23 protein-coding genes are annotated in these 23,034 nt (G+C 69.5%); 19 read left to right on the top strand and 4 right to left on the bottom strand.

The window, feature by feature from the left end; genetic code table 11:
• The first annotated feature begins 55 nt into the window (after positions 1–55).
• From OG534_RS15165 to OG534_RS15155, 3 genes are read left to right on the top strand one after another with little or no spacing between them, the layout of a single operon-like run.
• Entirely contained in the window at positions 56–469 is a 414-nt protein-coding gene (locus OG534_RS15165; protein ID WP_326588591.1) for a peptidase inhibitor family I36 protein, read from the top strand.
• Between the two features lie 48 nt (positions 470–517).
• Positions 518–1,486: a hypothetical protein gene (locus tag OG534_RS15160; protein ID WP_326588590.1), complete on the top strand. Its 969-nt coding sequence runs from the start codon at positions 518–520 to the stop codon at positions 1,484–1,486.
• Between the two features lie 43 nt (positions 1,487–1,529).
• Positions 1,530–1,772: a hypothetical protein gene (locus tag OG534_RS15155; protein ID WP_326588589.1), complete on the top strand. Its 243-nt coding sequence runs from the start codon at positions 1,530–1,532 to the stop codon at positions 1,770–1,772.
• Between the two features lie 25 nt (positions 1,773–1,797).
• On the opposite strand, the gene OG534_RS15150 is transcribed toward OG534_RS15155, so the two are convergent.
• Positions 1,798–2,235 carry a hypothetical protein gene (locus tag OG534_RS15150; RefSeq protein ID WP_326588588.1) on the bottom strand — a complete coding sequence of 146 codons (438 nt, stop codon included), beginning with the start codon at positions 2,233–2,235 and terminating at the stop codon, positions 1,798–1,800.
• Positions 2,236–2,504: 269 nt separating this feature from the next.
• Between OG534_RS15150 and OG534_RS15145 the strand changes: the two genes are divergently transcribed.
• Both OG534_RS15145 and OG534_RS15140 read left to right on the top strand, forming a co-directional pair.
• A complete protein-coding gene (locus OG534_RS15145) occupies positions 2,505–2,915 on the top strand; it encodes a hypothetical protein (protein WP_326588587.1) in 411 nt (136 codons plus the stop codon).
• 23 nt (positions 2,916–2,938) lie between these two features.
• Positions 2,939–3,913 (top strand): hypothetical protein, encoded by a 975-nt coding sequence (locus OG534_RS15140; protein WP_326588586.1) that lies wholly within the window; start codon positions 2,939–2,941, stop codon positions 3,911–3,913.
• Between the two features lie 105 nt (positions 3,914–4,018).
• Here the strand turns inward: OG534_RS15140 and OG534_RS15135 are convergent, their stop codons facing one another.
• A complete protein-coding gene (locus OG534_RS15135) occupies positions 4,019–4,861 on the bottom strand; it encodes a C40 family peptidase (RefSeq protein ID WP_326588585.1) in 843 nt (280 codons plus the stop codon).
• A 788-nt stretch (positions 4,862–5,649) separates the two neighbouring features.
• Between OG534_RS15135 and OG534_RS15130 the strand changes: the two genes are divergently transcribed.
• The 14 genes from OG534_RS15130 to nuoN are packed head-to-tail and all read left to right on the top strand — an operon-like array spanning position 5,650 to position 21,542.
• Positions 5,650–6,009, top strand: a complete 360-nt coding sequence (locus OG534_RS15130) for an NADH-quinone oxidoreductase subunit A (protein ID WP_326588584.1) — start codon at positions 5,650–5,652, stop codon at positions 6,007–6,009.
• Between the two features lie 15 nt (positions 6,010–6,024).
• Entirely contained in the window at positions 6,025–6,579 is a 555-nt protein-coding gene (locus OG534_RS15125) for a NuoB/complex I 20 kDa subunit family protein (RefSeq protein ID WP_030010012.1), read from the top strand.
• Entirely contained in the window at positions 6,576–7,346 is a 771-nt protein-coding gene (locus tag OG534_RS15120) for an NADH-quinone oxidoreductase subunit C (RefSeq protein ID WP_326588583.1), read from the top strand. Before OG534_RS15125 ends, OG534_RS15120 begins: the two co-directional genes overlap by 4 nt.
• On the top strand, positions 7,346–8,701 hold the full coding sequence (locus tag OG534_RS15115) for an NADH-quinone oxidoreductase subunit D (protein WP_326588582.1): 1,356 nt from the start codon (positions 7,346–7,348) through the stop codon (positions 8,699–8,701). Before OG534_RS15120 ends, OG534_RS15115 begins: the two co-directional genes overlap by 1 nt.
• The gene (gene nuoE, locus OG534_RS15110) at positions 8,698–9,453 is read left to right on the top strand and encodes an NADH-quinone oxidoreductase subunit NuoE (protein WP_326588581.1); all 756 of its coding nucleotides are present in this window, start codon (positions 8,698–8,700) and stop codon (positions 9,451–9,453) included. Before OG534_RS15115 ends, nuoE begins: the two co-directional genes overlap by 4 nt.
• Positions 9,453–10,799, top strand: coding sequence for an NADH-quinone oxidoreductase subunit NuoF (gene nuoF / locus OG534_RS15105; RefSeq protein ID WP_326588580.1), 1,347 nt, complete (start codon positions 9,453–9,455; stop codon positions 10,797–10,799). Before nuoE ends, nuoF begins: the two co-directional genes overlap by 1 nt.
• On the top strand, positions 10,796–13,309 hold the full coding sequence (locus tag OG534_RS15100; RefSeq protein ID WP_326588579.1) for an NADH-quinone oxidoreductase subunit G: 2,514 nt from the start codon (positions 10,796–10,798) through the stop codon (positions 13,307–13,309). The genes nuoF and OG534_RS15100 overlap by 4 nt, the downstream gene beginning before the upstream one ends.
• Entirely contained in the window at positions 13,306–14,685 is a 1,380-nt protein-coding gene (gene nuoH / locus OG534_RS15095; protein ID WP_326588578.1) for an NADH-quinone oxidoreductase subunit NuoH, read from the top strand. Before OG534_RS15100 ends, nuoH begins: the two co-directional genes overlap by 4 nt.
• Entirely contained in the window at positions 14,678–15,289 is a 612-nt protein-coding gene (gene nuoI / locus OG534_RS15090; RefSeq protein ID WP_326588577.1) for an NADH-quinone oxidoreductase subunit NuoI, read from the top strand. The genes nuoH and nuoI overlap by 8 nt, the downstream gene beginning before the upstream one ends.
• Complete coding sequence (locus OG534_RS15085) at positions 15,286–16,092, top strand: NADH-quinone oxidoreductase subunit J (RefSeq protein ID WP_326588576.1); 807 nt, start codon at positions 15,286–15,288, stop codon at positions 16,090–16,092. The genes nuoI and OG534_RS15085 overlap by 4 nt, the downstream gene beginning before the upstream one ends.
• Positions 16,089–16,388, top strand: coding sequence for an NADH-quinone oxidoreductase subunit NuoK (gene nuoK, locus OG534_RS15080; RefSeq protein ID WP_326588575.1), 300 nt, complete (start codon positions 16,089–16,091; stop codon positions 16,386–16,388). Before OG534_RS15085 ends, nuoK begins: the two co-directional genes overlap by 4 nt.
• A 9-nt stretch (positions 16,389–16,397) precedes the next feature.
• Positions 16,398–18,296, top strand: a complete 1,899-nt coding sequence (nuoL, locus tag OG534_RS15075; RefSeq protein WP_326588574.1) for an NADH-quinone oxidoreductase subunit L — start codon at positions 16,398–16,400, stop codon at positions 18,294–18,296.
• Position 18,297: 1 nt separating this feature from the next.
• A complete protein-coding gene (locus tag OG534_RS15070) occupies positions 18,298–19,890 on the top strand; it encodes an NADH-quinone oxidoreductase subunit M (protein WP_326588573.1) in 1,593 nt (530 codons plus the stop codon).
• Complete coding sequence (gene nuoN, locus OG534_RS15065; RefSeq protein WP_326588572.1) at positions 19,887–21,542, top strand: NADH-quinone oxidoreductase subunit NuoN; 1,656 nt, start codon at positions 19,887–19,889, stop codon at positions 21,540–21,542. The genes OG534_RS15070 and nuoN overlap by 4 nt, the downstream gene beginning before the upstream one ends.
• 67 nt (positions 21,543–21,609) lie before the next feature.
• On the opposite strand, the gene OG534_RS15060 is transcribed toward nuoN, so the two are convergent.
• Entirely contained in the window at positions 21,610–22,224 is a 615-nt protein-coding gene (locus OG534_RS15060; protein ID WP_326588571.1) for a Uma2 family endonuclease, read from the bottom strand.
• Positions 22,225–22,348: 124 nt separating this feature from the next.
• A complete protein-coding gene (locus OG534_RS15055) occupies positions 22,349–22,960 on the bottom strand; it encodes a hypothetical protein (protein WP_326588570.1) in 612 nt (203 codons plus the stop codon).
• Positions 22,961–23,034: the final 74 nt, after the last annotated feature.

Raw genomic sequence — 23,034 nt, 5'->3', positions numbered from 1 at the left:
GTGTGCATCAGGCGGTTGGCGCGAATCGCGATTACCCATCAGTAAGGAATGTGGCATGAACAAGAGCCTCCGGAAGCTCGGCATCACGGCCGTGCCCGCCGCACTCGCCGGCGCTGTGATCCTGGCGATGGCCGCTCCGGCCTCGGCGTCTCCGCGTGACGGTTACCTGGAACAGTTCGAGTTCGGGATGTACTGGGAGGCCGGCCGCAGCGGCTGCGTCTTCGACATCAACAACGACGACCCCAATTTCACCGACAACTACTTCGCGGGCCCGGCCGGCTGCGGTGGCCGGGGTCAGAACACCAACGACAACACGGAGTCCTATTGGAACCGTGACGCCTTCGGGTGGAACGTCTACACGGATGTGAACTGGAAGGGAATCAAGGGTTCCATTCCGATCGGTCACATCGGTGACGCGTCCTCCAATTTCAGGAACAAGATCAGCTCCTCGGACTTCTACGTTCAGTAGGTCCGTAGGCCAGTAGGAACGCCACCCCCGCACCGGAGGAACCTCCAGATGTTTCCCGCCCACCGCCGCAGGCCCACCGCGGCAGCCGCCCTGCTGGCAGCAGCCCTGCTGGCCGGGTGCGGGGGATCCGGCGACGCGAAGGGCGGGGGCGGCGGCGAACCCGCCCTCGGCCCCGTTGCCGTGAACCCCGCCACGGCCTCGATCTCGCTTCCGATGGACGCCTACACGGACTCGGACGCCGAGCGCGAGCGGATGGGTGACGCGCAGCGCCGGCTGACCGCCCAGTGCATGTCCCGCTACGGGTTCTCGTACGAGCAGCCGGCGGGCCCCGCCACAGGCGGCGCCTCGAAGGAGGACCGGCACCAGAACCTCTACGGCGTCGTCGATCCGGCGTATGCGGCGGCGTACGGGTACGCCCCCGACGCGGGGCGGCCGCGTGCGCCCAGGCCGCCGGTGCCGCAGCTGAGCGACAGCGCGTCCACGGTCCTGTTCGGCCAGCGCCCCGGGGACAAGGGGAAGGCCGACCCGGGTCCGGCCAGCGACGAGGAGGCCCAGAAGACGGACAGCGGTCTCACCGTCGGCGGGCAGCAGGTGCCGGCCGGTGGCTGCCAGCGGGAGGGATACCGCAAGCTCTACGCTCCCTCGAAGGACAGCGTGGACCTGCTCTTCACCTTCGGCCTCGCGTCGGAGGCGCACACCCGGGCCCAGGAGGACTCCAGGGTCGGGGCCGTGCTCAAGAAATGGTCGGACTGCATGGCCAAGGCCGGCTACAGCGGCGTCACATCGCCGTACGAGGTGGTCGAGAAGCTGGGACTCGGCAGCGACCAGGGCGGGGCCAGGGCGGTCGCGGTCGCGACCAAGGACGTGGCGTGCAAGCGCGAGGTCAATCTGGTCGGGGTCTGGGCGGCCGCCGAGGCGGCGTACCAGAAGGTGCTCGCAGAGGAGCATGCCGAGACCCTCGCCCTGTACAAGATGCAGCGCGACGCACGCCTCAAGCTGGCGGCTTCGCTCGTCTGACCGCGTGACCGAGTGACCCCGGCCCGCTCCGGTGGACCGCTCGGTGGCGACCAGCGCCCCCTTGCCCCGGACGTCGGTGCCGGCGAGCGCGGCCTTCCTGCCGACGCCGAAGACGCCCTTCGCGTCGGCGCCGGCGCCGACGCTCTGGCCGGCGACGACGGTCCCGCGCATCACCACCTCCCGGGCGAGCCCCCGCCGTTCGACCTCCGCGGTCAGCGCCCGCTGCGCCGGCGCCCGCTGCGCCGGCGGCCCGGTCTCCGCGGCCACCCGCGCCGTCCCGGTGTGATCCACGACGTGCTCCGGCTCGCCGCTCATCTCTCCTTCCGGCACTTCTTCAACGCCTCGACGTGATCGCGCTTGAGCGCGGACCACTGCTCGGGAGTGCCCTCGGTCCCGTCGACCTCGGCGGTGACCGGGTCCGGGTCCGGGTACCAGGCGACGCCCTCGGCCCGCAGGCACGCGGACTCCTCCCGCGCGGCGGCGAGCCGCGCGGGACCGGCCGGCCGGGCCTTCGGGGGCGGCGGCAGCAGCGGTCGGCAGGCCGCGTGCGCCTCTTCGTTCCAGGGCTTCGACTTGTCCACGCGCGGCGCCCCGTAATCCGTGTGCACGATCGCGACGCCCCGCCGCTTCAGGCAGTCGTGGTACGCGATTTCCTCGGCGGTGGGCGGCGGGCTGTCACTCGACTCGGGTTCGCCGTCACCGCCGCCGCACCCCGTCAGGGAAAGGCACAGGAGGAGCATGGGGGCCAAATGCCGAACGTGCACGACGGGGGTTCCCTTGCGGCATAGAAGTGGAATTCCCGCATCCGTGTGAAGGCGCGGAAGACGTGCCGCCAGATGGTAGGTATCCGAACTCGGCCGGGACAAGTCACCTTTCAGGCAATAGAAGTGACTGTCCGTCAGCTGAGAATGGTCTTGTACCCGGTTGTGGGCGCCCTGTTGAATCCCCGCCGGGCGGAAACGCGCCGTCCCGATTCGCTCCAACACTCCGATTTCACCAGAAGAGTGAGGTACGCGTGATGGACAACGCAATGCGCAAGCTGGCGTCGGGCTGTGTCGCCGCGGTCTCGGTGGGGGCCGTTCTGCTGGGGACCGCCGCTCCGGCGGCCGCCTGGGGGAGGGACGGATCGCTGGAGAACCAAGAGTTCGGTCTCTTCTACTGGCAGAACCAGTCCGGTTGCGTCTTCGATCTTGTCACCAACGACGTGAACTTCAACGACGACAAGTACCAGGGATCCTGCTCCGCCGGCGGGCAATGGATCAACGACACCACCGAGTCCTACTGGAACCGGGACATCTACGCCTGGAAGGTCGGCACCGACAAGGACCTGGGCGGAAACGTCGGAGAGATCCCGTCGAGCTACCGGGGCAATGCCTCGGCCAACTTCAAGAACAAGATCAGTTCGGCCAAGTACACCCTCCACCCGTAATTCGGCGGAAGGATTCCCACGCGATGCACATCGTCCGGCGCCGCCGGTCCTCCGCTCCGGCCGCCGTTCTGCTGGCGGCCGTGTTCCTGGCCGGCTGCGCCGGGGCCGGCGGCTCCGGTGGCGGTGAACCGGAGCTCGGTCCCGTCGAGGCCGATCCGGCGACGGCAGGGCTGTCCTTTCCCATGGACGCGTACACGGACACCGAGGCGGAGCGGATCCGGATGGGGCAGGTCCAGCAGACCCTGGTCTCCCGCTGCATGGCCCGGTACGGGTTCACCTACGAGCCCGTGCGGCCCGCCGAGCCTGCCGAGCCCACCGGTGGCGAGGGGGCGGGGGACCGGCACCGGTACCTCTTCGGTCTGGCCGATCCCGTGCGGGCGGCGGCCCACGGGTACGACAAGTCGGCCGGCTCGGGCACGTCGGCCAAGCCCGCGGCCCCGCAGCTGAGCGACAGCGCGTACGTCGTGATGAACGGCGAGCAGCCGGGCGCCCGGGGCGGCACGGCGCCCGACGCGGCCACCGAGGAGGAGGCCGCGCAGCTGGACAGCGGGCTGACGGCGGCCGGCCAGAAGGTGCCGGCCGGCGGGTGCGCGCGGGAGGGGTACCGCAAGCTGTACGCCCCGACCCGGGACAGCGTGGACCTGCTCTTCGTGTTCGGCCTGGCCTCGGAGGCGCACGACCGCTCGAAGCAGGACTCCCGGGTCGTCGACGTGCTGAAGAAGTGGTCGGCATGCATGGACAAGTCGGGATACGGCGGGATCCGAACGCCGTACGACGTCGTCGACAAGCTGGGCCTGGACGAGGACAAGGCGGGCCCGAAAGCCGTCACGGCGGCCAAGGCCGATGTCGCGTGCAAGCGACAGGTGAACCTGGTCGGCATCTGGGCCGCGGTGGAGAAGGCCTACCAGGAGCGGCTCGTCGACGAGCACGCCGAGACCCTCGCGCTCTACAAGAAGCAGCGCGAGGCCCGCTTCAAGCTGGCGGCGAGCCTCGCCTGAGACGGGCCGAAGGGCCGGTACTCCTCCCCCGAGCGGGGGAGTACCGGCCCTTCATGACGCTCAGACGCCTCAGAGAACGCGGACGCCTCAGAGAACGCGGACGCCTCAGAGGACGCGGACGGCGCCCGTCGGCTTGTCGTAGCTCAGGCTGCGCTCGACGATGCCCGTGCTGGGGTTCTGCGCGCCGACGAACTTGCCGCCGCCGACGTAGATGGCGACGTGGTACGCGCTGCCCTTGGAGCCCCAGTACAGGATGTCGCCGGGCTGCAGGGCGCTCAGGGACACCGACTTCCCGGCCGAGGACTGCGCCTGGGACATGCGCGGCAGCGAGATGCCGGCCTGGCGGTAGGCGGCCTGGACGAGGCCGGAGCAGTCGAAGGAGGACGGGCCGGTGCCGCCCATGACGTACGCCTTGCCGACCTGCGCGCGGGCGAAGTTGACGATGGCGGCGGCGGAACCGGTGGCCGGGGCGGTCACGGTGCCGGAGCCCTGGCTGCTGCCGGAGCCCTCGCCGGAGGACTTGGTGGCCAGGGTGGTGCGCTCGGAAGTGCGGTTGGCGCGCTCGGCCTCGGCCTTGCGGTCCGCCTCGGCCTTCGCCTTCTTCTCGGCGTCGGCCTTCTTCTGGGCCTCGTCCTTGGCCTGCTTCGCCTCGGCGGCGGCGCCGGTGCGGGCGCTCTCCTCCTGGGCGGTCAGTTCGCCTTCGACGGCGGCCAGACGGGTGTTCTCGGCGGCCGTGGTGACGGCGGAGGAGACCTCGGAGGCCAGATCCAGGTTGAGGACCGGCATTTCGAGCGTCGTCTCGGCCACAGGCTCGGCTGGGGACGCGCTCGCGGTGCCGGCCATGGCCAGGGTGCTGAGGACGCCACCGGCAACTCCGGCGCGGACCGCGAGCTTCGAGGCGCTGCGGCGGGGCTTCCGGTGGCTGGGTATGTGAGCGGTGTGGGACATGAGGACAACCGCTATCAGGGCGTCCGGGGTCCCTTCAAGAAACGTGGGGTGCGCCACAGTTGCGCGCGAACGGCGCTAACCGGGCGCGTCTGGCTTCTTATTGACGCCGTAACGGGCGAAACGGACAGGCCCTCACAAGGCTGTGATCATGGGGTTTCTCTAATAAGTCCGAATTGATCCACGACCTACCATCCCTCCGGACAGATGGCCAAGCCCTCTTTCGGAAGCATCGATTCAGAGTGGCGCAGGTCACAGAAGCGTCACGTCATGTGGACGCTGTGGTCTGTCCGTGACCTTCCTGTGAACCGGCCGTGTGGTTCGTGAACGGATGCACGTGCTCGCGGGGGCCTCCGCACCCTCGTCTGCCCCGCGTCCACCCCTGTACACAGGGGTTCCCTCGACCGGGCGACGCCGATCCCTTTACCACCACCGCTCCATGGTCGCCAATTTGCGTGCAAGGGGCATGTTTGATAGTGCGGTACGCCTTCTACCTGCGGTAACAGAGTCGGATGTCACCTTTGGTGATCATGTGGATGCTTCGCGTACGAAGATCACCACTCATCGGACTTCATGATCAATCGTCAGGTGGTGGAGATCACAAACTCGTTGTTGTAACCCGTGTCGCAGATCACAGAGGAGCAGGCATAAGATGCGCAGCAGTCCGGCTTGTGAACTGCCTCACATGTGCACGATCTTCGCGAGGCGGGGCACGCCCCCAGTCACCGCTGGGAGGCATCCCCGGCCGGCAGCGGTCCAACGGTCAAGGACGACTGGAAGGAGCGAGGAGCGTGAATCTGTACGCGCCCATCCTCGTGCTCGGCGCCCTCGGCGCAGGGTTTGCGATCTTCTCCGTGGTCATGGCCACGCTGATCGGCCCAAAACGGTACAACCGGGCAAAGCTTGAGGCCTACGAGTGCGGCATCGAGCCCACACCGATGCCGGCCGGCGGCGGCCGCTTCCCGATCAAGTACTACCTGACGGCGATGCTCTTCATCATCTTCGATATCGAGGTCGTCTTCCTCTACCCCTGGGCCGTCACCTTCGACTCCCTGGGGATCTTCGGGCTCGTCGAGATGCTGCTCTTCGTGCTCACCGTCTTCGTCGCCTACGCCTACGTGTGGCGCCGCGGCGGCCTGGAATGGGACTGAGGGGCTGAATTTTCCATGGGACTGGAAGAGAAGCTGCCGAGCGGCTTTCTGCTGACCACCGTCGAACAGGCCGCGGGCTGGGTGCGCAAGTCGTCGGTCTTCCCGGCGACGTTCGGCCTCGCCTGCTGTGCCATCGAGATGATGACCACCGGAGCGGGCCGGTACGACCTGGCCCGCTTCGGCATGGAGGTCTTCCGCGGCTCCCCGCGCCAGGCCGATCTGATGATCGTGGCCGGACGGGTCAGCCAGAAGATGGCGCCGGTACTGCGGCAGGTGTACGACCAGATGCCCGCTCCCAAATGGGTCATCTCCATGGGGGTTTGTGCATCTTCGGGCGGAATGTTCAACAACTACGCGATCGTCCAGGGCGTCGACCACATCGTTCCGGTGGACATCTACCTGCCGGGCTGCCCGCCGCGCCCCGAGATGCTGATGGACGCGATCCTCAAGCTCCACCAGAAGATCCAGGGCTCCAAGCTCGGCGTGAACCGGGAAGAGGCGGCCCGTGAGGCGGAGGAGGCGGCCCTCAAGGCCCTCCCCATCATCGAGATGAAGGGGCTGCTCCGGTGAGCGAGACCCAAGAGCCGGAGAACGGCACCAACGGCACGAACGGCACCCACGGCGGGAACGGCAGCAACTTCCCCGCGCCCCGCGCCCAGGGCCCCGAGGTCATCGGCGTCCGCAAGGGCATGTTCGGGGCCGCGGGCGGCGGGGACACCAGCGGCTACGGCGGGCTGGTGCGGACGATTGCCCTCCCGGGCCCGTCCGCTCGGCCCTACGGCTCGTACTTCGACGAGGTCGTGGACGAGCTGGAGGGCGCCTTGGAGGAGCAGGACCTGCTCCCTGCGAACGCGATCGAGAAGGTGGTCGTAGATCGGGGAGAGCTCACTCTCCACATCGCCCGCGAGCACCTCGTCCGGGTCGCGAGCACCCTGCGCGACGACCCGGCCCTGCGCTTCGAGCTCTGCACCGGCGTCTCCGGCGTGCACTTCCCCGACACTGCGCCGATTCACGACGTGGGCCGCGAGCTGCACGCCGTGTACCACCTGCGCTCGCTCACGCACGGCCGGATCCTGCGGCTGGAGGTGTCCGTCCCGGACAGCGACCCGCACGTCCCCTCGCTCGTCTCCGTCTACCCGACCAACGACTGGCACGAGCGCGAGACGTACGACTTCTTCGGCCTGATCTTCGACGGGCACCCGGCCCTCACCCGGATCATGATGCCGGACGACTGGCAGGGCTTCCCGCAGCGCAAGGACTACCCGCTCGGCGGCATCCCCATCGAGTACAAGGGCGCCCAGATCCCGGCTCCCGACCAGCGGAGGTCGTACAGCTGATGTCCACTTCGAATCACGCCTCCGCCGGCCACGCCGACGCCGGCCACGCCTCCGCGCGCGAGACGACCGAGGGCACCGTCTACACCGTCACCGGCGGCGACTGGGACGAGATCGTCCAGTCCGCGGCCAGGGCCGACGACGAGCGGATCGTCGTCAACATGGGCCCCCAGCACCCGTCCACCCACGGCGTGCTCCGCCTGATCCTGGAGATCGACGGCGAGACGGTCACCGAGGCCCGCTGCGGCATCGGCTACCTGCACACCGGCATCGAGAAGAACCTCGAATACCGGAACTGGACGCAGGGCACCACCTTCGTGACGCGCATGGACTACCTGACGCCGTTCTTCAACGAGACGGCGTACTGCCTGGGCGTCGAGAAGCTGCTCGGCATCACCGACCAGATCCCGGACCGAGCCACCGTCATCCGCGTCCTGCTGATGGAGCTCAACCGGCTCTCCTCCCACCTGGTGTGCATCGCCACCGGCGGCATGGAGCTGGGCGCGACCACGATCATGATCTACGGCTTCCGCGACCGCGAGCTGATCCTCGACATCTTCGAGCTGATCACCGGGCTGCGCATGAACCACGCGTTCGTCCGCCCCGGCGGCCTCGCGCAGGACCTGCCCCCGGGCGCCGTCGACCAGCTGCGCGAATTCCTCAAGACCATGAAGAAGAACCTGCCGGAGTACGACAAGCTCGCCACCGGCAACCCCATCTTCAAGGCCCGCATGCAGGACGTCGGCTACCTCGACCTCACCGGCTGCATGGCGCTCGGCGCCACCGGCCCGATCCTGCGCTCCGCCGGCCTGCCGCACGACCTGCGCAAGTCGGACCCGTACTGCGGCTACGAGAACTACGAGTTCGACGTGCCGACCACCGAGACCTGTGACTCCTACGGGCGGTTCCTCGTCCGCCTGGAGGAGATGCGCCAGTCGCTGCGCATCGTCGAGCAGTGCCTGGAGCGCCTGGAGCCGGGCCCGGTGATGGTCGCCGACAAGAAGATCGCCTGGCCCGCGCAGCTGGCGATGGGCCCCGACGGCCTCGGCAACTCGCTCGACCACATCAGGAACATCATGGGCACCTCCATGGAGGCCCTCATCCACCACTTCAAGCTGGTGACCGAGGGCTTCCGGGTACCGGCGGGGCAGGTGTACGCGGCCGTCGAGTCCCCCAAGGGCGAGCTCGGCGTGCACGTCGTCTCCGACGGCGGAACCCGCCCCTACCGGGTCCACTTCCGCGACCCGTCCTTCACCAACCTGCAGGCCATGGCCGCGATGTGCGAGGGCGGCCAGGTCGCCGACGTCATCGTCGCCGTCGCCTCCATCGACCCCGTGATGGGAGGCGTCGACCGATGACCGCCAGTCCTTCGAACCAAGGGGTCTCGCTGGGCATGCCCCAGCTGCCGGCCCCCGACTTTCCGGCGGAGGTACGCGAGCGCCTCGAAGCGGACGCCAGGGACGTCATCGCCCGCTACCCCGACAGCCGCTCCGCGCTGCTCCCGCTGCTGCACCTGTGCCAGTCGCAGGAGGGCTACGTCTCGCGCACCGGCGTCCGCTTCTGCGCCGAGGTGCTGGGCCTGACCACCGCCGAGGTCACGGCGGTGGCGACCTTCTACACGATGTACCGGCGCAAGCCCTCGGGCGACTACCAGGTCGGCGTCTGCACGAACACCCTGTGCGCGGTGATGGGCGGCGACGCCATCTTCGACGAGCTCAAGGAGCACCTCGGGGTCGGCAACAACGAGACCACCCCCGACGGCAAGGTCACCCTCGAACACATCGAGTGCAACGCGGCCTGCGACTTCGCCCCCGTGGTGATGGTCAACTGGGAGTTCTTCGACAACCAGACCCCCGAATCCGCCAAGGCCCTGGTCGACGACCTGCTGGCCGGCCGAGAGGTCTCGCCGACCCGGGGCGCTCCGCTGTGCACGTACAAGGAGACGGCCCGGATCCTGGCCGGGTTCCCGGACGAGCGCGAGGGAGCGGTCGAGGCGACCGGCGGCGCCGGTCCGGCCTCCCTGATCGGGCTGCGCATCGCCCGCGGCGAGTCCCCGCACGCCTCGATCGTGCACCCGCGGGGCGCGACCACCACCGAGGGAGGGGAGTGATGACCGTGTCCACCGAACTGAGCAAGAACGGCAGCCCGGAGAAGCTTCTCGCCCCCGTGCTGTCGGCCTTCTGGGACGAGCCGCAGTCGTGGACGCTGGAGACCTACCGGCGTCACGAGGGCTACGAGGGCCTGCGCAAGGCGCTCGCGATGACCCCGGACGACCTCATCGCGTACGTGAAGGACTCGGGTCTGCGCGGCCGCGGCGGCGCGGGCTTCCCCACCGGGATGAAGTGGCAGTTCATCCCGCAGGGCGACGGAAAGCCGCACTACCTCGTCGTGAACGCGGACGAGTCGGAGCCGGGAACCTGCAAGGACATCCCCCTCCTCTTCGCCAACCCGCACTCCCTCATCGAGGGAATGATCATCGCCTGCTACGCGATCCGTTCGCAGCACGCCTTCATCTACCTGCGCGGCGAGGTGGTGCCGGTCCTGCGGCGCCTGCACGAGGCGGTGCGCGAGGCGTACGAGGCCGGATATCTCGGCAAGGACATCCTCGGGAGCGGGCTCGACCTCGACATCACGGTGCACGCGGGAGCGGGCGCGTACATCTGCGGCGAGGAGACGGCGCTGCTCGACTCCCTCGAAGGCCGGCGCGGTCAGCCCCGGCTGCGTCCTCCCTTCCCTGCCGTCGAGGGGCTCTACGCGTGCCCCACTGTCGTCAACAACGTGGAGTCCATCGCGTCGGTTCCCGCGATCCTGAACAAGGGCAAGGACTGGTTCAAGGCGATGGGGACCGAGAAGTCCCCCGGCTTCACGCTGTATTCGCTCTCCGGGCACGTCGTCGGCCCCGGCCAGTACGAGGCCCCGCTCGGCATCACGCTGCGCCAGCTCCTCGACATGAGCGGGGGCATGCGGCCCGGGCACCGGCTGAAGTTCTGGACCCCGGGCGGCTCCTCCACCCCGATGTTCACGGACGAGCACCTCGACGTCCCGCTCGACTACGAGGGCGTGGGCGCGGCCGGCTCGATGCTCGGCACCAAGGCGCTCCAGTGCTTCGACGAGACGACCTGCGTGGTGCGGGCCGTGACCCGGTGGACGGAGTTCTACGCCCACGAGTCCTGCGGCAAGTGCACCCCCTGCCGCGAAGGCACCTACTGGCTGGTCCAGTTGCTCCGCGACATCGAGGCCGGCAAGGGCGTCATGTCCGACCTCGACAAGCTGAACGACATCGCCGACAACATCAACGGCAAGTCCTTCTGCGCACTGGGCGATGGCGCGGCCAGCCCGATCTTCTCCTCGCTCAAGTACTTCCGCGAGGAGTACGAGCAGCACATCACGGGCAAGGGCTGCCCCTTCGACCCCAGGAAGTCGACCCTCTGGGCCGACACGGAGGTGAACGCATGACCGTCACCACTACGGCCGCCTCCGGAGGAGACGCGGCCGGGCCGCACGGGACGTCCGAGAACATGGTCTCGCTGACCATCGACGGGGCCGAGCTGTCCGTGCCCAAGGGCACCCTCGTCATCCGGGCCGCGGAGCAGCTCGGCATCGAGATCCCCCGGTTCTGCGACCACCCCCTCCTCTCCCCGGTCGGCGCCTGCCGCCAGTGCATCGTCGAGGTCGAGGGCCAGCGCAAGCCGATGGCCTCCTGCACCATCACCTGCACCGACGGCATGGTCGTCAAGACCCAGCTGACGTCCGAGGTCGCCGACAAGGCCCAGCGCGGGGTGATGGAGCTGCTGCTCATCAACCACCCGCTGGACTGCCCGGTCTGTGACAAGGGCGGCGAGTGCCCGCTGCAGAACCAGGCGATGTCGCACGGCAACGCCGAATCGCGTTTCGAGGGCAAGAAGCGCACGTACGAGAAGCCGGTCCCGATCTCCACCCAGGTGCTGCTGGACCGCGAGCGGTGCGTGCTCTGCGCGCGCTGCACCCGCTTCTCCAACGAGATCGCCGGCGACCCGATGATCGAGCTGCTGGAGCGCGGCGCGCTGCAGCAGGTCGGCACCGGTGAGGGCGACCCCTTCGAGTCGTACTTCTCCGGCAACACCATCCAGATCTGCCCGGTCGGCGCCCTCACCTCGGCCGCCTACCGGTTCCGCTCCCGCCCCTTCGACCTCGTCTCCTCCCCGAGCGTGTGCGAGCACTGCGCGGGCGGCTGCGCGACCCGTACCGACCACCGGCGCGGCAAGGTGCTGCGGCGCCTCGCCGCCGAGGACCCCGAGGTCAATGAGGAGTGGGTCTGCGACAAGGGCCGCTTCGGGTTCCGCTACGCGCAGCGCCCGGACCGGCTGACCACCCCGCTCGTGCGCAACGCCGCCGGGGTGCTGGAGCCGGCGAGCTGGCCCGAGGCCCTGGAGGCCGCGGCTAACGGGCTCGCCGCCGCGCGCGGCCGGGCCGGGGTGCTCACCGGCGGCCGGCTCACCGTCGAGGACGCCTACGCGTACGCCAAGTTCGCCCGGGTCGTGCTGGACACCAACGACATCGACTTCCGGGCCCGCGTGCACAGCGCGGAGGAGGCCGAGTTCCTGGCCGCCACCGTGGCCGGCACCGGCAAGGACCTCGACGGCGAGGGGGTCACGTACACCTCGCTGGAGGCGGCGCCCACCGTGCTGCTCGTCGGCATCGAGGCGGAGGAGGAGGCCCCCGGCGTCTTCCTGCGGCTGCGCAAGGCCCACCGCAAGCACAAGCAGCGGACCTTCGCCCTGGCCCCCTTCGCCACCCGCGGCCTGGAGAAGACGGGCGGCACCCTGCTGGCCGCCGCCCCCGGCACCGAGCCCGAGTGGCTCGACGCGCTGGCCTCCCGGACCGGCCTGGAGGCGGGCGGCACCGAAGCCGCCGACGCGCTGCGCCGGCCCGGGGCCGTCATCGTCGTCGGGGAGCGCCTCGCCGGGGTGCCCGGCGCGCTGACCGCCGCCGTACGGGCCGCCGCCGCGACCGGGGCGAAGCTGGTGTGGATCCCGCGCCGCGCCGGGGAGCGGGCCGCGATCGAGGCGGGCGCGCTGCCGTCCCTGCTGCCGGGCGGCCGTCCGGCCACCGACCCGCGGGCGCGCGACGAGGTCGCCACCGCCTGGGGCCTGGACGAACTCCCGCACCGCTACGGCCGCGACACCGGCCAGATCGTCGAGGCGGCCGCGACCCGGGAGCTCTCGGCCCTGCTGGTCGCGGGCGTCGAGGTGACCGACCTGCCGGACCCGGACCGTGCGCGGACCGCCCTCCAGGAGGCCTTCGTGGTCTCCCTGGAACTGCGGGCCGGCGAGGTCACGGACCACGCGGACGTCGTCCTGCCGGTCGCCGCGGTCGCCGAGAAGGCGGGCGCGTTCATCAACTGGGAGGGCAGGGTCCGGCCGTTCGAGGCCGCGCTCAAGCCCGACCAGATGACCCGCCGGCTCGCCCCGGCCGACGCCCGCGTGCTGCACATGCTGGCCGACGCCGCCGACCGGCCGATCGCGCTGCCCGACGTACACGCCGTACGCCGGGAGATCGACGCGCTCGGCCCGTGGGCCGGGGAGCGCGCCGCCGGACAGGCGACGGACACCGTGCCGCTGCCCCGCCCGGGCGTCGGCGAGGCGGTCCTCGCGGGCCACCGGCTCCTGCTCGACCTCGGCCGGCTCCAGGAGGGCGACGACGCCCTGGCCGGCACCCGGCACGAGGCCAGTGCCCGGCTGTCGGCGGCCACAGCCGCCGAGACGGGCGTCAAGAACGGCGACGTCCTCGCGGTCACCGGCCCGGCCGGCACCGTGGAACTCCCGCTCCGGATCACCGAGATGCCCGACCGCGTGGTCTGGCTCCCGCTGAACTCCACCGGCTCCGGCGTCCTCGCCGACGCCGGAGCCCGCCCGGGCACCCTCGTACGCATCGGCCCGGCGCTCCCGGCCGGCGCCGGCGCCGCCCCCGCGGAGGTGGACGCGTGAACGCGGTACACGGTGACTTCGTCCAACTGGCCGCCGAGGACCTCTCCCTGTTCGGCCGGGACGTCTGGTGGCTCGTCGTCATCAAGGCGGTGTTCTGCTTCGCCTTCCTGATGGTGACCGTGCTGTTCTCCATCGTGTGGGAGCGCAAGGTCGTCGCCTGGATGCAGCTGCGCATCGGCCCGAACCGGCACGGCCCCTGGGGCATGCTCCAGTCGCTCGCCGACGGCGTGAAGCTGATGCTCAAGGAAGACCTGATCGTCAAGCGGGCCGACAAGGTGGTCTACGTCCTGGCCCCGATCATCGCGGCGATCCCGGCCTTCATGGCCATCGCGGTGATCCCCTTCGGGCCCGCGGGCAACGAGGTCTCCATCTTCGGCCAGCGCACCACGATGCAGCTGACCGACCTGCCCATCGCGATGCTCTACATCCTCGCGGTGGCCTCGGTCGGCATCTACGGCATCGTGCTGGCGGGCTGGTCCTCCGGCTCCACCTACCCGCTCCTCGGCGGCCTGCGCTCCTGCGCGCAGATGATCTCCTACGAGATCGCGATGGGCGCGGCCTTCGCCTCGGTCTTCCTCTACTCCGGGTCGATGTCGACCTCGGCGATCGTGGAGGCGCAGGCGGACCGCTGGTACATCATCCTGCTGCCGGTCTCCTTCATCATCTACGTCATCACGATGGTCGGCGAGACGAACCGCGCCCCCTTCGACATGCCGGAGTCCGAGGGCGACCTGGTCGGCGGCTTCAACACCGAGTACTCGTCCATCAAGTTCGCGCTGTTCATGCTCGCCGAGTACGTCAACATGGTCACCGTCTCGGCGGTCTCCGTCACCCTCTTCCTGGGCGGCTGGCGGGCCCCGGCGCCGATCTCGACGTACTGGGAGGGCGCGAACCACGGCTGGTGGCCGATGCTCTGGTTCGTCCTCAAGGTGCAGTTGCTGCTGTTCTTCTTCATCTGGCTGCGCGGCACGCTGCCACGCGTGCGCTACGACCAGCTGATGAAGCTCGGCTGGAAGGTCCTGATCCCGGTCTCCGTGGTCTGGCTGATGCTGGTCGCCACCGTCCGGGCGCTGCGCAACGAGGCGTACGACTTCAGCGAGATCGTCCTCTACGTCGGCGGCGCCGTCGTGGCGATCCTGCTGCTCTCCTTCGTCGCGGACCTCTTCCGCGACAAACGCGAGAAGGCGGCCGCCGCGGAGGCGGTGAAGGACGCCGAGGCCTTCGACCCGCTGGCGGGCGGGTTCCCCGTACCGCCCAAGCCCGGCCAGCACCTGGCACCCGTACCGCGCAGGCGGCCTCGCGGCGAGCGGGAGCTGATTGTCAGTGGCGGGTCGAATACTGACAGTGACCGAGAGGAGGGTGCTGAGAATGTCTGACGAGAAGTGGCAGAACCCGGTGGCCGGCTTCGGCGTGACCTTCAAGGCCATGTTCAAGAAGCGCCTCACCGAGCAGTACCCGGAGCAGCAGAAGACGACCGCCCCGCGCTTCCACGGACGGCACCAGCTCAACCGGCACCCCGACGGTCTGGAGAAGTGCATCGGGTGCGAGCTGTGCGCCTGGGCCTGTCCCGCCGACGCGATCTACGTGGAGGGCGCGGACAACACCGAGGAGGAGCGCTACTCCCCGGGCGAGCGGTACGGCGCCGTCTACCAGATCAACTACGCCCGCTGCATCCTGTGCGGGCTGTGCGTCGAGGCGTGCCCGACCAGGGCGCTGACCATGACGAACGAGTTCGAGCTGGCCGACGCCAGCCGCGAATCGCTCATCTACACCAAGGACCAGCTGCTGGCCGGCCTGACCGAGGGCATGGTCGAGGCACCGCACTCGGTCTTCCCCGGCATGGAGGACACGGACTACTACCAGGGCCGGGTGACGGGGGCCGCCCCGGGCACGGTCCGGCAGGTGGCCGTCTCCAAGGGCGAGGTGCCCGAGGGCGAAGCGGCCCCGGGGAACGGGCAGTCCGAGGAGGTGGGGGCATGAGCGCCATCGCCGCCTCCATGACCTCCACGGGAGAGGCGATCCAGTTCTGGATCCTCGGCACGGTCGCCGTCATCGGCGCCCTGGCCACGATCCTGATGAAGAAGTCCGTGCACAGCGCCCTCAGCCTGGCCGGGACGATGATCATCCTGGCCGTCTTCTACCTCGCCAACGGGGCGTACTTCCTGGGCGTCGTCCAGGTCATCGTCTACACCGGCGCGATCATGATGCTGTTCCTCTTCGTGGTCATGCTCGTCGGCGTCACCGCCGCCGACTCCCTGAAGGAGACCATCAAGGGACAGCGCTGGCTGGCCGTCCTGTGCGGGCTCGGCTTCGGCATCCTGCTGATCGCCGGCATCGGCCACGCCAACCTCACCCACTTCAACGGGCTCGGCCGGATCAACTCCGCCGGACACGTCGAGGGCCTGGCGCAGCTGATCTTCACCAAGTACGTCTTCGCCTTCGAGATCACCGGCGCGCTGCTGATCACCGCGGCCGTCGGCGCGATGGTGCTCACCCACCGCGAGCGCACCGAACGGGCCGCCACCCAGCGCGAGCTGGCCGAGAAGCGCGTCCGCGAGGGCGTGCAGCTCCCGCCGCTGCCCGCGCCCGGCGTCTACGCCCGGCACAACGCGGTGGACGTCCCCGGCCTGCTGCCGGACGGCACCCCGTCCGAGCTGACCGTCAGCCAGACGCTGCGCGCCCGCGGCCAGATCCGGGACGTCTCCAGCGAGGCGCTCGACGACCTCAAGGCCCTGGAGCAGCGTTCCTCGGAGCGCCTCGGCCGTGAGGAGGCCTCGAAGTGAATCCGGTCAACTACCTGTACCTGGCGTCCCTGCTGTTCACCATCGGTGCGGCCGGCGTGCTGATCCGCAAGAACGCGATCGTGCTGTTCATGTGCATCGAGCTGATGCTCAATGCCTGCAACCTCGCCCTCGTCGCGTTCTCCCGGATGCACGGCAACCTCGACGGCCAGATCATCGCGTTCTTCACGATGGTCGTCGCCGCCGCGGAGGTCGTCGTCGGCCTGGCGATCATCGTGTCGCTGTTCCGTACCCGCCACTCGGCCTCGGTCGACGACGCCAGCCTGATGAAGCTGTAAGGGGTCGCTGTGGAGAACCTGATTGCGCTGCTGATCGCAGCGCCCCTGCTCGGAGCGGTGGTGCTGCTGTGCGGCGGCCGGCGCCTCGACAAGGTCGGTCATTGGATCGGCACCGTGCTCGCGGCGGTCTCCTTCGGGATCGGCGTCGCCCTGTTCGCCGACCTGCTGGGCCGCAGTGCCGACGACCGGACCCTGCACCAGACCCTGTACACCTGGATCCCCGTCGAGGGCTTCCAGGCGGACATGGCCTTCCAGCTGGACCAGCTGTCGATGACCTTCGTCCTGCTGATCTCCGGGGTGGGCACGCTCATCCACGTGTACTCGATCGGGTACATGGAGCACGACGAGCGCCGCCGCCGCTTCTTCGGCTACCTGAACCTGTTCGTCGCGGCGATGCTGCTGCTGGTCCTCGCCGACAACTACCTGCTGCTGTACTTCGGATGGGAGGGCGTGGGCCTCGCCTCGTACCTCCTGATCGGCTTCTGGCAGCACAAGCCCAGCGCGGCCACGGCCGCGAAGAAGGCCTTCCTGGTCAACCGCGTCGGCGACATGGGCCTGTCGATCGCGATCATGCTGATGTTCACCACCTTCGGGACCTTCGCCTTCGGGCCGGTGCTGGGCGCGGTGGGCGAGGCGTCCGAAGGCACGCTGACGGCGATCGGCCTGATGCTGCTGCTGGCCGCCTGCGGCAAGTCGGCGCAGGTCCCGCTGCAGTCCTGGCTCGGTGACGCGATGGAGGGCCCGACCCCGGTCTCGGCCCTGATCCACGCGGCCACCATGGTGACGGCGGGCGTGTACCTGATCGTCCGCTCCGGCGCCATCTTCAACGCGGCGCCGGACGCCCAGCTGGTGGTCACCATCGTGGGTGCGGTCACGCTGCTCTTCGGTGCGATCGTCGGTTGCGCGAAGGACGACATCAAGAAGGCCCTGGCGGGCTCGACGATGTCGCAGATCGGCTACATGATCCTCGCCGCGGGCCTCGGCCCGATCGGCTACGTCTTCGCGATCATGCACCTGGTGACGCACGGCTTCTTCAAGGCGGGCCTCTTCCTCGGCGCCGGTTCCGTGATGCACGGGATGAACGACGAGGTCGACATGCGCAAGTACGGGGCGCTGCGGAAGTACATGCCGGTCACCTTCGTGACCTTCGGACTCGGGTACCTGGCCATCATCGGCTTCCCGGGCCTGTCGGGCTTCTTCTCCAAGGACCTGATCATCGAGGCGGCCTTCGCCAAGGGCGGCACCGAGGGCTGGATCCTCGGCGGGGTCACCCTGCTGGGCGCCGGCATCACCGCGTTCTACATGACCCGGGTCATGCTCCTCACCTTCTTCGGCGAGAAGCGCTGGCAGCCGGACGCGAAGAGCGGGGAGCTGCCCCACCCGCACGAGTCCCCGAAGTCGATGACCATCCCGATGATCATCCTGGCGTTCGGGTCGGTCTTCGCCGGCGGCTACTTCGCGATCGGCGAGCGGTTCGTGAAGTGGCTGGAGCCCGTCACCGGCTACGCGCACGGCCACCCGCCGGTCAGCGCCCTGACGGTGACGCTGGCCACCATGGTGGTCCTCGTCATCGGCGTCGGCATCGCCTGGGCGATGTACGGCCGCAGGCCCGTCCCGGTCATCGCCCCGCGCGGCTCGCTCGTCACCCGGGCGGCCCGGCAGGACCTGTACCAGGACGACTTCAACCACGTCGTGCTGGTGCGCGGCGGGGAGCACCTGACCCGCTCGCTCGTGTACGTCGACCACAGCCTGGTCGACGGGGTGGTCAACGGGACGGCCGCCTCGGTCGGCGGCCTCTCGGGCCGGCTGCGCAAGCTGCAGAACGGCTACGCCCGCAGCTACGCGGTCTCGATGTTCGGGGGCACGGTGGTCCTGATCGCCGCGACCCTGCTGATGAGGGCGGTGTGATATGAATTTCCCGCTTCTGACGGTGACGGCCGCGGTCCCCGCGGTCGGCGCGATCCTGACGGCGGCCGTCCCGGCAACCCGCAGGACCGCCGCCAAGTGGCTCGCACTGTTCTTCTCGCTGGCGACACTGGCCCTGGCCGTGCTCGTCGCGGTCCGCTTCGATCCCGGCGGCGACCGCTACCAGCTCACCGAATCCCGCTCCTGGATCGCCGACTTCGGCGTCCGCTACGAGCTGGGCGTGGACGGCATCGGCGTGGTCCTCATCGGGCTCACGGCGCTGCTCATCCCCTTCGTGATCGCGGCGGGCTGGCACGACGCCGACCCTCTGGAGACCAAGTCGTCGCGTTGGCGGCCGACGCAGGGTTTCTTCGCCCTGATCCTGCTGGTCGAGGCGATGGTGATCATCTCCTTCGAGGCCACCGACGTCTTCCTCTTCTACATCTTCTTCGAAGCCATGCTCATCCCGATGTACTTCCTCATCGGCGGCTTCGGGGACCGGGCCCACTCCGGATCCGATGAGAACGCGGCCGCGCAGCGCTCGTACGCGGCGGTCAAGTTCCTCCTCTACAACCTGGCCGGCGGCCTGATCATGCTGGCCGCCGTCATCGGCCTGTACGTGGTCGCCGGGAACTTCTCGCTCCAGGAGATCACCGCCGCGCGCGCCGCGGGCACGCTCGACATGGCGACCAACACCGAGCGGCTGCTGTTCCTCGGCTTCTTCTTCGCCTTCGCGGTGAAGGCCCCGCTGTGGCCCCTGCACACCTGGCTGCCGAACGCGATGGGCGAGTCCACCGCCCCGGTCGCCGTGCTGATCACCGCGGTCGTCGACAAGGTCGGCACCTTCGCGATGCTCCGCTTCTGCCTCGGGCTCTTCCCCGAGGCCAGCAAGTGGGCCACGCCGGTGATCCTCGTCCTGGCCCTGATCAGCATCATCTACGGCGCTCTGGTCGCGGTCGGTCAGCGGGACATCAAGCGGCTGGTCGCCTACGCCTCGATCTCGCACTTCGGCTTCATCATCCTGGGCATCTTCGCGATGACCTCCCAGGGCCAGTCCGGCGCCACCCTCTACATGGTCAACCACGGCCTGTCGACGGCGGCGCTGATGCTGGTGGCCGGCTTCCTGATCTCGCGGCGCGGCTCGCGGCTCATCGCCGACTACGGCGGAGTCCAGAAGGTGGCCCCGGTCCTCGCCGGCACCTTCCTGATCGGCGGCCTCGCCACTCTCTCGCTGCCGGGCCTCGCGCCCTTCGTCAGTGAATTCCTGGTCCTGGCCGGCACGTTCGCCCGGTACCCGGTCGTCGGCATCATCGCCACCACCGGCATCGTGCTGGCCGCGCTGTACACCCTGGTGCTCTACCAGCGCACGATGACCGGCCCCGTGAAGGAGGAGGTCCGAACGATGCCGGACCTGCGCCTGCGCGAGGTACTGGTGGTCGCCCCGCTGATCGCGCTGCTGATCGGACTGGGCGTCTACCCGAAGGTGCTCACCGACATCGTCAACCCGGCGGTGGAGTACACCATGTCGGACGTGAAGCAGACGGACCCGAAGCCCGAGGTCGACGTCGAAGCCAAGAACGGGGAGGCGGCGAAGTGAGCGCAGCGACTTCCGCCCACAGCCTGTGGACACTGGCGGCCGAGGCACCGGTCGACCGGATCCCGGCGCCGACCATCGAATACGCGCAGCTCGCGCCCACGCTGATCGTGGTGGGCGCGGCGGTGCTCGGGATCCTCGTGGAGGCCTTCGTGCCCCGCAAGGCCCGCTACTACGTACAGGTGTTCCTCACCCTCGCCGCGCTGGCCTCGGCCTTCGCCGCGGTCGTCGGCCTCGCGGCCGGCGGGTACGGGTCCACCAAGGCACAGGTCGCCGCGATGGGCGCCATCGCGGTGGACGGCCCGGCGCTCTTCCTGCAGGGCACCATCCTGCTGGCCTCGGTCGTCGCGGTCTTCACCTTCGCCGAGCGGCGGCTGGACCCCGCCGCGCACGGCAACCGCGTGGACTCCTTCGCCGCCCAGGCGGCGTCGGTCCCGGGCAGCGAGAGCGAGAAGGCCGCCGTCAAGGCGGGCTTCACCACCACCGAGGTCTTCCCGCTGGCCCTGTTCGCGATCGCGGGCATGCTGATCTTCCCGGCGGCCAACGACCTGCTGACGCTGTTCATCGCCCTTGAGGTCTTCTCCCTCCCGCTGTACCTGCTCTGCGCCCTCGCCCGCCGCCAGCGGCTGATGTCGCAGGAGGCCGCGGTGAAGTACTTCCTGCTGGGGGCCTTCTCCTCGGCCTTCCTCCTCTTCGGCATCGCCCTGCTCTACGGGTACGCGGGCTCGGTCTCGTACGCGGTGATCGCCGACGTGGTCGACGGCACGGTCGGGAAGATCGACCCGGCGCTGGCCTCCACCATGGGCAACGACGCGCTGCTGCTGATCGGCAGCGCGCTGATCCTGATGGGCCTGCTCTTCAAGGTCGGCGCGGTCCCCTTCCACATGTGGACCCCGGACGTCTACCAGGGCGCCCCGACGCCGGTCACCGGCTTCATGGCGGCGGCGACGAAGGTGGCCGCCTTTGGTGCCCTCCTGCGGCTCCTCTACGTGGTCCTGCCGGGGCTGCGCTGGGACTGGCGGCCGGTGATGTGGGCGGTGGCCATCGTCACGATGCTGGCGGGCGCGGTGATCGCCGTGACCCAGACGGACGTCAAGCGGCTGCTGGCGTACTCCTCGATCGCGCACGCGGGCTTCATCCTGGCCGGTGTGATCGCGACCTCGGCGGAGGGCGTCTCGTCCGTCCTGTTCTACCTGGGCGCGTACTCCTTCGTGACGATCGGCGCCTTCGCGGTGGTCACGCTGGTGCGCGACGCGGGCGGCGAGGCCACGCACCTGTCCAAGTGGGCGGGTCTGGGCCGGCGTTCGCCGCTGACGGCGGCCGTCTTCGCGGTGTTCCTGCTGGCCTTCGCCGGCATCCCGCTGACGTCGGGCTTCACGGGCAAGTTCGCCGTGTTCAAGGCGGCGGCGGAGGGGGGCGCGGGGGTGCTGGTCGTGGTCGGTGTCATCTCGTCCGCGATCGCCGCGTTCTTCTACATCCGGGTGATCGTCCTGATGTTCTTCAGCGAGCCGAAGGCCGACGGCCCGACGGTGGCCGTTCCCTCGCCGCTGACGATGACGACCATCGCGGTGGGCGTCGCGGTCACCCTGGTCCTGGGCCTGGCCCCGCAGTACTTCCTGGACCTGGCGGGACAGGCGAGCACGTTCGTCCGCTGACCGGTTCGCGCAACGGCCAAGGGCCCGGTCCCCTTCGGGGGAGCCGGGCCCTTGGCCGTGTGCGGGTCTACTCCGGTAGCCCCTTCGGTTTGATCGTGGTGAGGTCCAGGTCGATGGGGAAGGGGACCTCGACCTTCAGCCGGTCGTGGAAGATGCCCGTCGCGACGTAGACACGCGTGGCCGGTTCGAGTTCGAACACGTAGACGACTGCCCGGTCGTTCTTGTTCTCGACCCGCCAGTAGTGGGGGATTCCTGCCCGGGCGTACTTGGCCGGCTTGGTCTCGCGGTCCCGGGCGATCGAATCAGGAGAGACGACCTCGATGGCCAGCCGGACGGACGCGGCGGGGATCCGTGTCTGTTGCTGGGGGCCCCGGGCCAGTTCCTCATCGACGACGAGGACGTCCGGCTCGGGCCGGTTCAGTCGGTCGATGTCGACGGTGAACTCTCTCATCACTTCGAGTCCGCCCGGAACCAGTGATTCGAGTTGCCATTCGAAGAATCGCAGGGCTCGCATGTGGAAACGGGTTTGCGGACTCACGAAAATCAGGCTCCCGTCGATCAGCTCCGTGTGCGGAGGCAGGTTGGGAAGCCGGTCAAGGTCGTCGGCCGTCCACCCGCCCGCGGGCGGGACGGGCCAGCGCGGGGCGGGCTCCTGCTCGGGGGTCTCGGGATCGACGCTCATCGGTAGTGCTCCCATGTGCTGGAGTCTCGCGAGTCCGACCAGCGTATCGCCCGGGATTCCCGGAGAAGCCGCACTTATGGGTGAGTCATATGCGTGTGGCACTTGACCGCACGGCTCGCGCGGACTAGTGGCCGTGCGGGTGGGCGGCGGCCGGCTTGGCCGGGGTGGGGGCCTTCTTCGGGCAGGTCAGTGCCGGGTTCCAGTTGTGGAAGCGGCCGGCCGGGTTCTTCTTGTACGCCCACATGTGCAGGTCGTAGTGCTTGGGCATGCCCGACCAGTGGCCCGGCATGGGTCCGTCGAAGGGCAGCCCGAACATGCTCGGCCGGTCGTCGGCGGTCTTCAGGTCCTGGTCCCGGTCGGTGGACATCCACTCCACGGCCTCGAGCCTGCGACGGCCGTTGCGGTCCTTCTCCCTGCTGTAGAGGAGCGCGGTCGGCCTGGCGGGGTCCTTCGAACCCCAGTTGGCCTGCTTGACGTAGTGGTAGTTCATGGCGCCCACCCCGAACGGGTTGGTCATGCACTCCTCGCCGTGGGGGACGTACCCGTCCTTGAGGGCCTCCCGCTCGTCCGCGTACTTGGCCGTCGCCGCGATCGCCGTCGCCATGTCCCGCATGGCCCGCGGGTCGCGCGGGTCGGGCGCGGGCCCCTCGACCCCGTGCGCCGGGGCCACGGCGGTCAGGCCGAGCGACAGGGCGGCCGCGCAGGTGACGACGATCCTCAGGCTGCGTACGGTCATGGCGGCGGCTCCTCGCGGTGGGGGTACGGGGTACGGGTTCCCGATTCCAGTCGTCCGTCCACCATCCCGGCCCG

The organism is Streptomyces sp. NBC_01294, from assembly GCF_035917235.1.
Taxonomy (GTDB): Bacteria; Actinomycetota; Actinomycetes; order Streptomycetales; family Streptomycetaceae; genus Streptomyces; species Streptomyces caledonius.
Note: the sequence above shows the minus strand (reverse complement) of the source record. Positions and strands in the feature narration are given on the sequence as shown.

Excerpts from the sequence above, each read along its gene's own strand:
- OG534_RS15085 (WP_326588576.1), top strand. The coding sequence starts at position 15,286 with ATGAGCGCCATCGCCGCCTCCATGACCTCCACGGGAGAGGCGATCCAG.
- OG534_RS15165 (WP_326588591.1), top strand. The coding sequence starts at position 56 with ATGAACAAGAGCCTCCGGAAGCTCGGCATCACGGCCGTGCCCGCCGCA.
- nuoI (WP_326588577.1), top strand. The coding sequence starts at position 14,678 with ATGTCTGACGAGAAGTGGCAGAACCCGGTGGCCGGCTTCGGCGTGACC.
- nuoE (WP_326588581.1), top strand. The coding sequence starts at position 8,698 with ATGACCGCCAGTCCTTCGAACCAAGGGGTCTCGCTGGGCATGCCCCAG.
- OG534_RS15160 (WP_326588590.1), top strand. The coding sequence starts at position 518 with ATGTTTCCCGCCCACCGCCGCAGGCCCACCGCGGCAGCCGCCCTGCTG.
- OG534_RS15145 (WP_326588587.1), top strand. The coding sequence starts at position 2,505 with ATGGACAACGCAATGCGCAAGCTGGCGTCGGGCTGTGTCGCCGCGGTC.
- nuoF (WP_326588580.1), top strand. The coding sequence starts at position 9,453 with ATGACCGTGTCCACCGAACTGAGCAAGAACGGCAGCCCGGAGAAGCTT.
- OG534_RS15100 (WP_326588579.1), top strand. The coding sequence starts at position 10,796 with ATGACCGTCACCACTACGGCCGCCTCCGGAGGAGACGCGGCCGGGCCG.
- OG534_RS15070 (WP_326588573.1), top strand. The coding sequence starts at position 18,298 with ATGAATTTCCCGCTTCTGACGGTGACGGCCGCGGTCCCCGCGGTCGGC.
- OG534_RS15055 (WP_326588570.1), bottom strand. The coding sequence starts at position 22,960 with ATGACCGTACGCAGCCTGAGGATCGTCGTCACCTGCGCGGCCGCCCTG.
- OG534_RS15140 (WP_326588586.1), top strand. The coding sequence starts at position 2,939 with ATGCACATCGTCCGGCGCCGCCGGTCCTCCGCTCCGGCCGCCGTTCTG.
- OG534_RS15115 (WP_326588582.1), top strand. The coding sequence starts at position 7,346 with ATGTCCACTTCGAATCACGCCTCCGCCGGCCACGCCGACGCCGGCCAC.
- OG534_RS15060 (WP_326588571.1), bottom strand. The coding sequence starts at position 22,224 with ATGAGCGTCGATCCCGAGACCCCCGAGCAGGAGCCCGCCCCGCGCTGG.
- OG534_RS15125 (WP_030010012.1), top strand. The coding sequence starts at position 6,025 with ATGGGACTGGAAGAGAAGCTGCCGAGCGGCTTTCTGCTGACCACCGTC.
- OG534_RS15135 (WP_326588585.1), bottom strand. The coding sequence starts at position 4,861 with ATGTCCCACACCGCTCACATACCCAGCCACCGGAAGCCCCGCCGCAGC.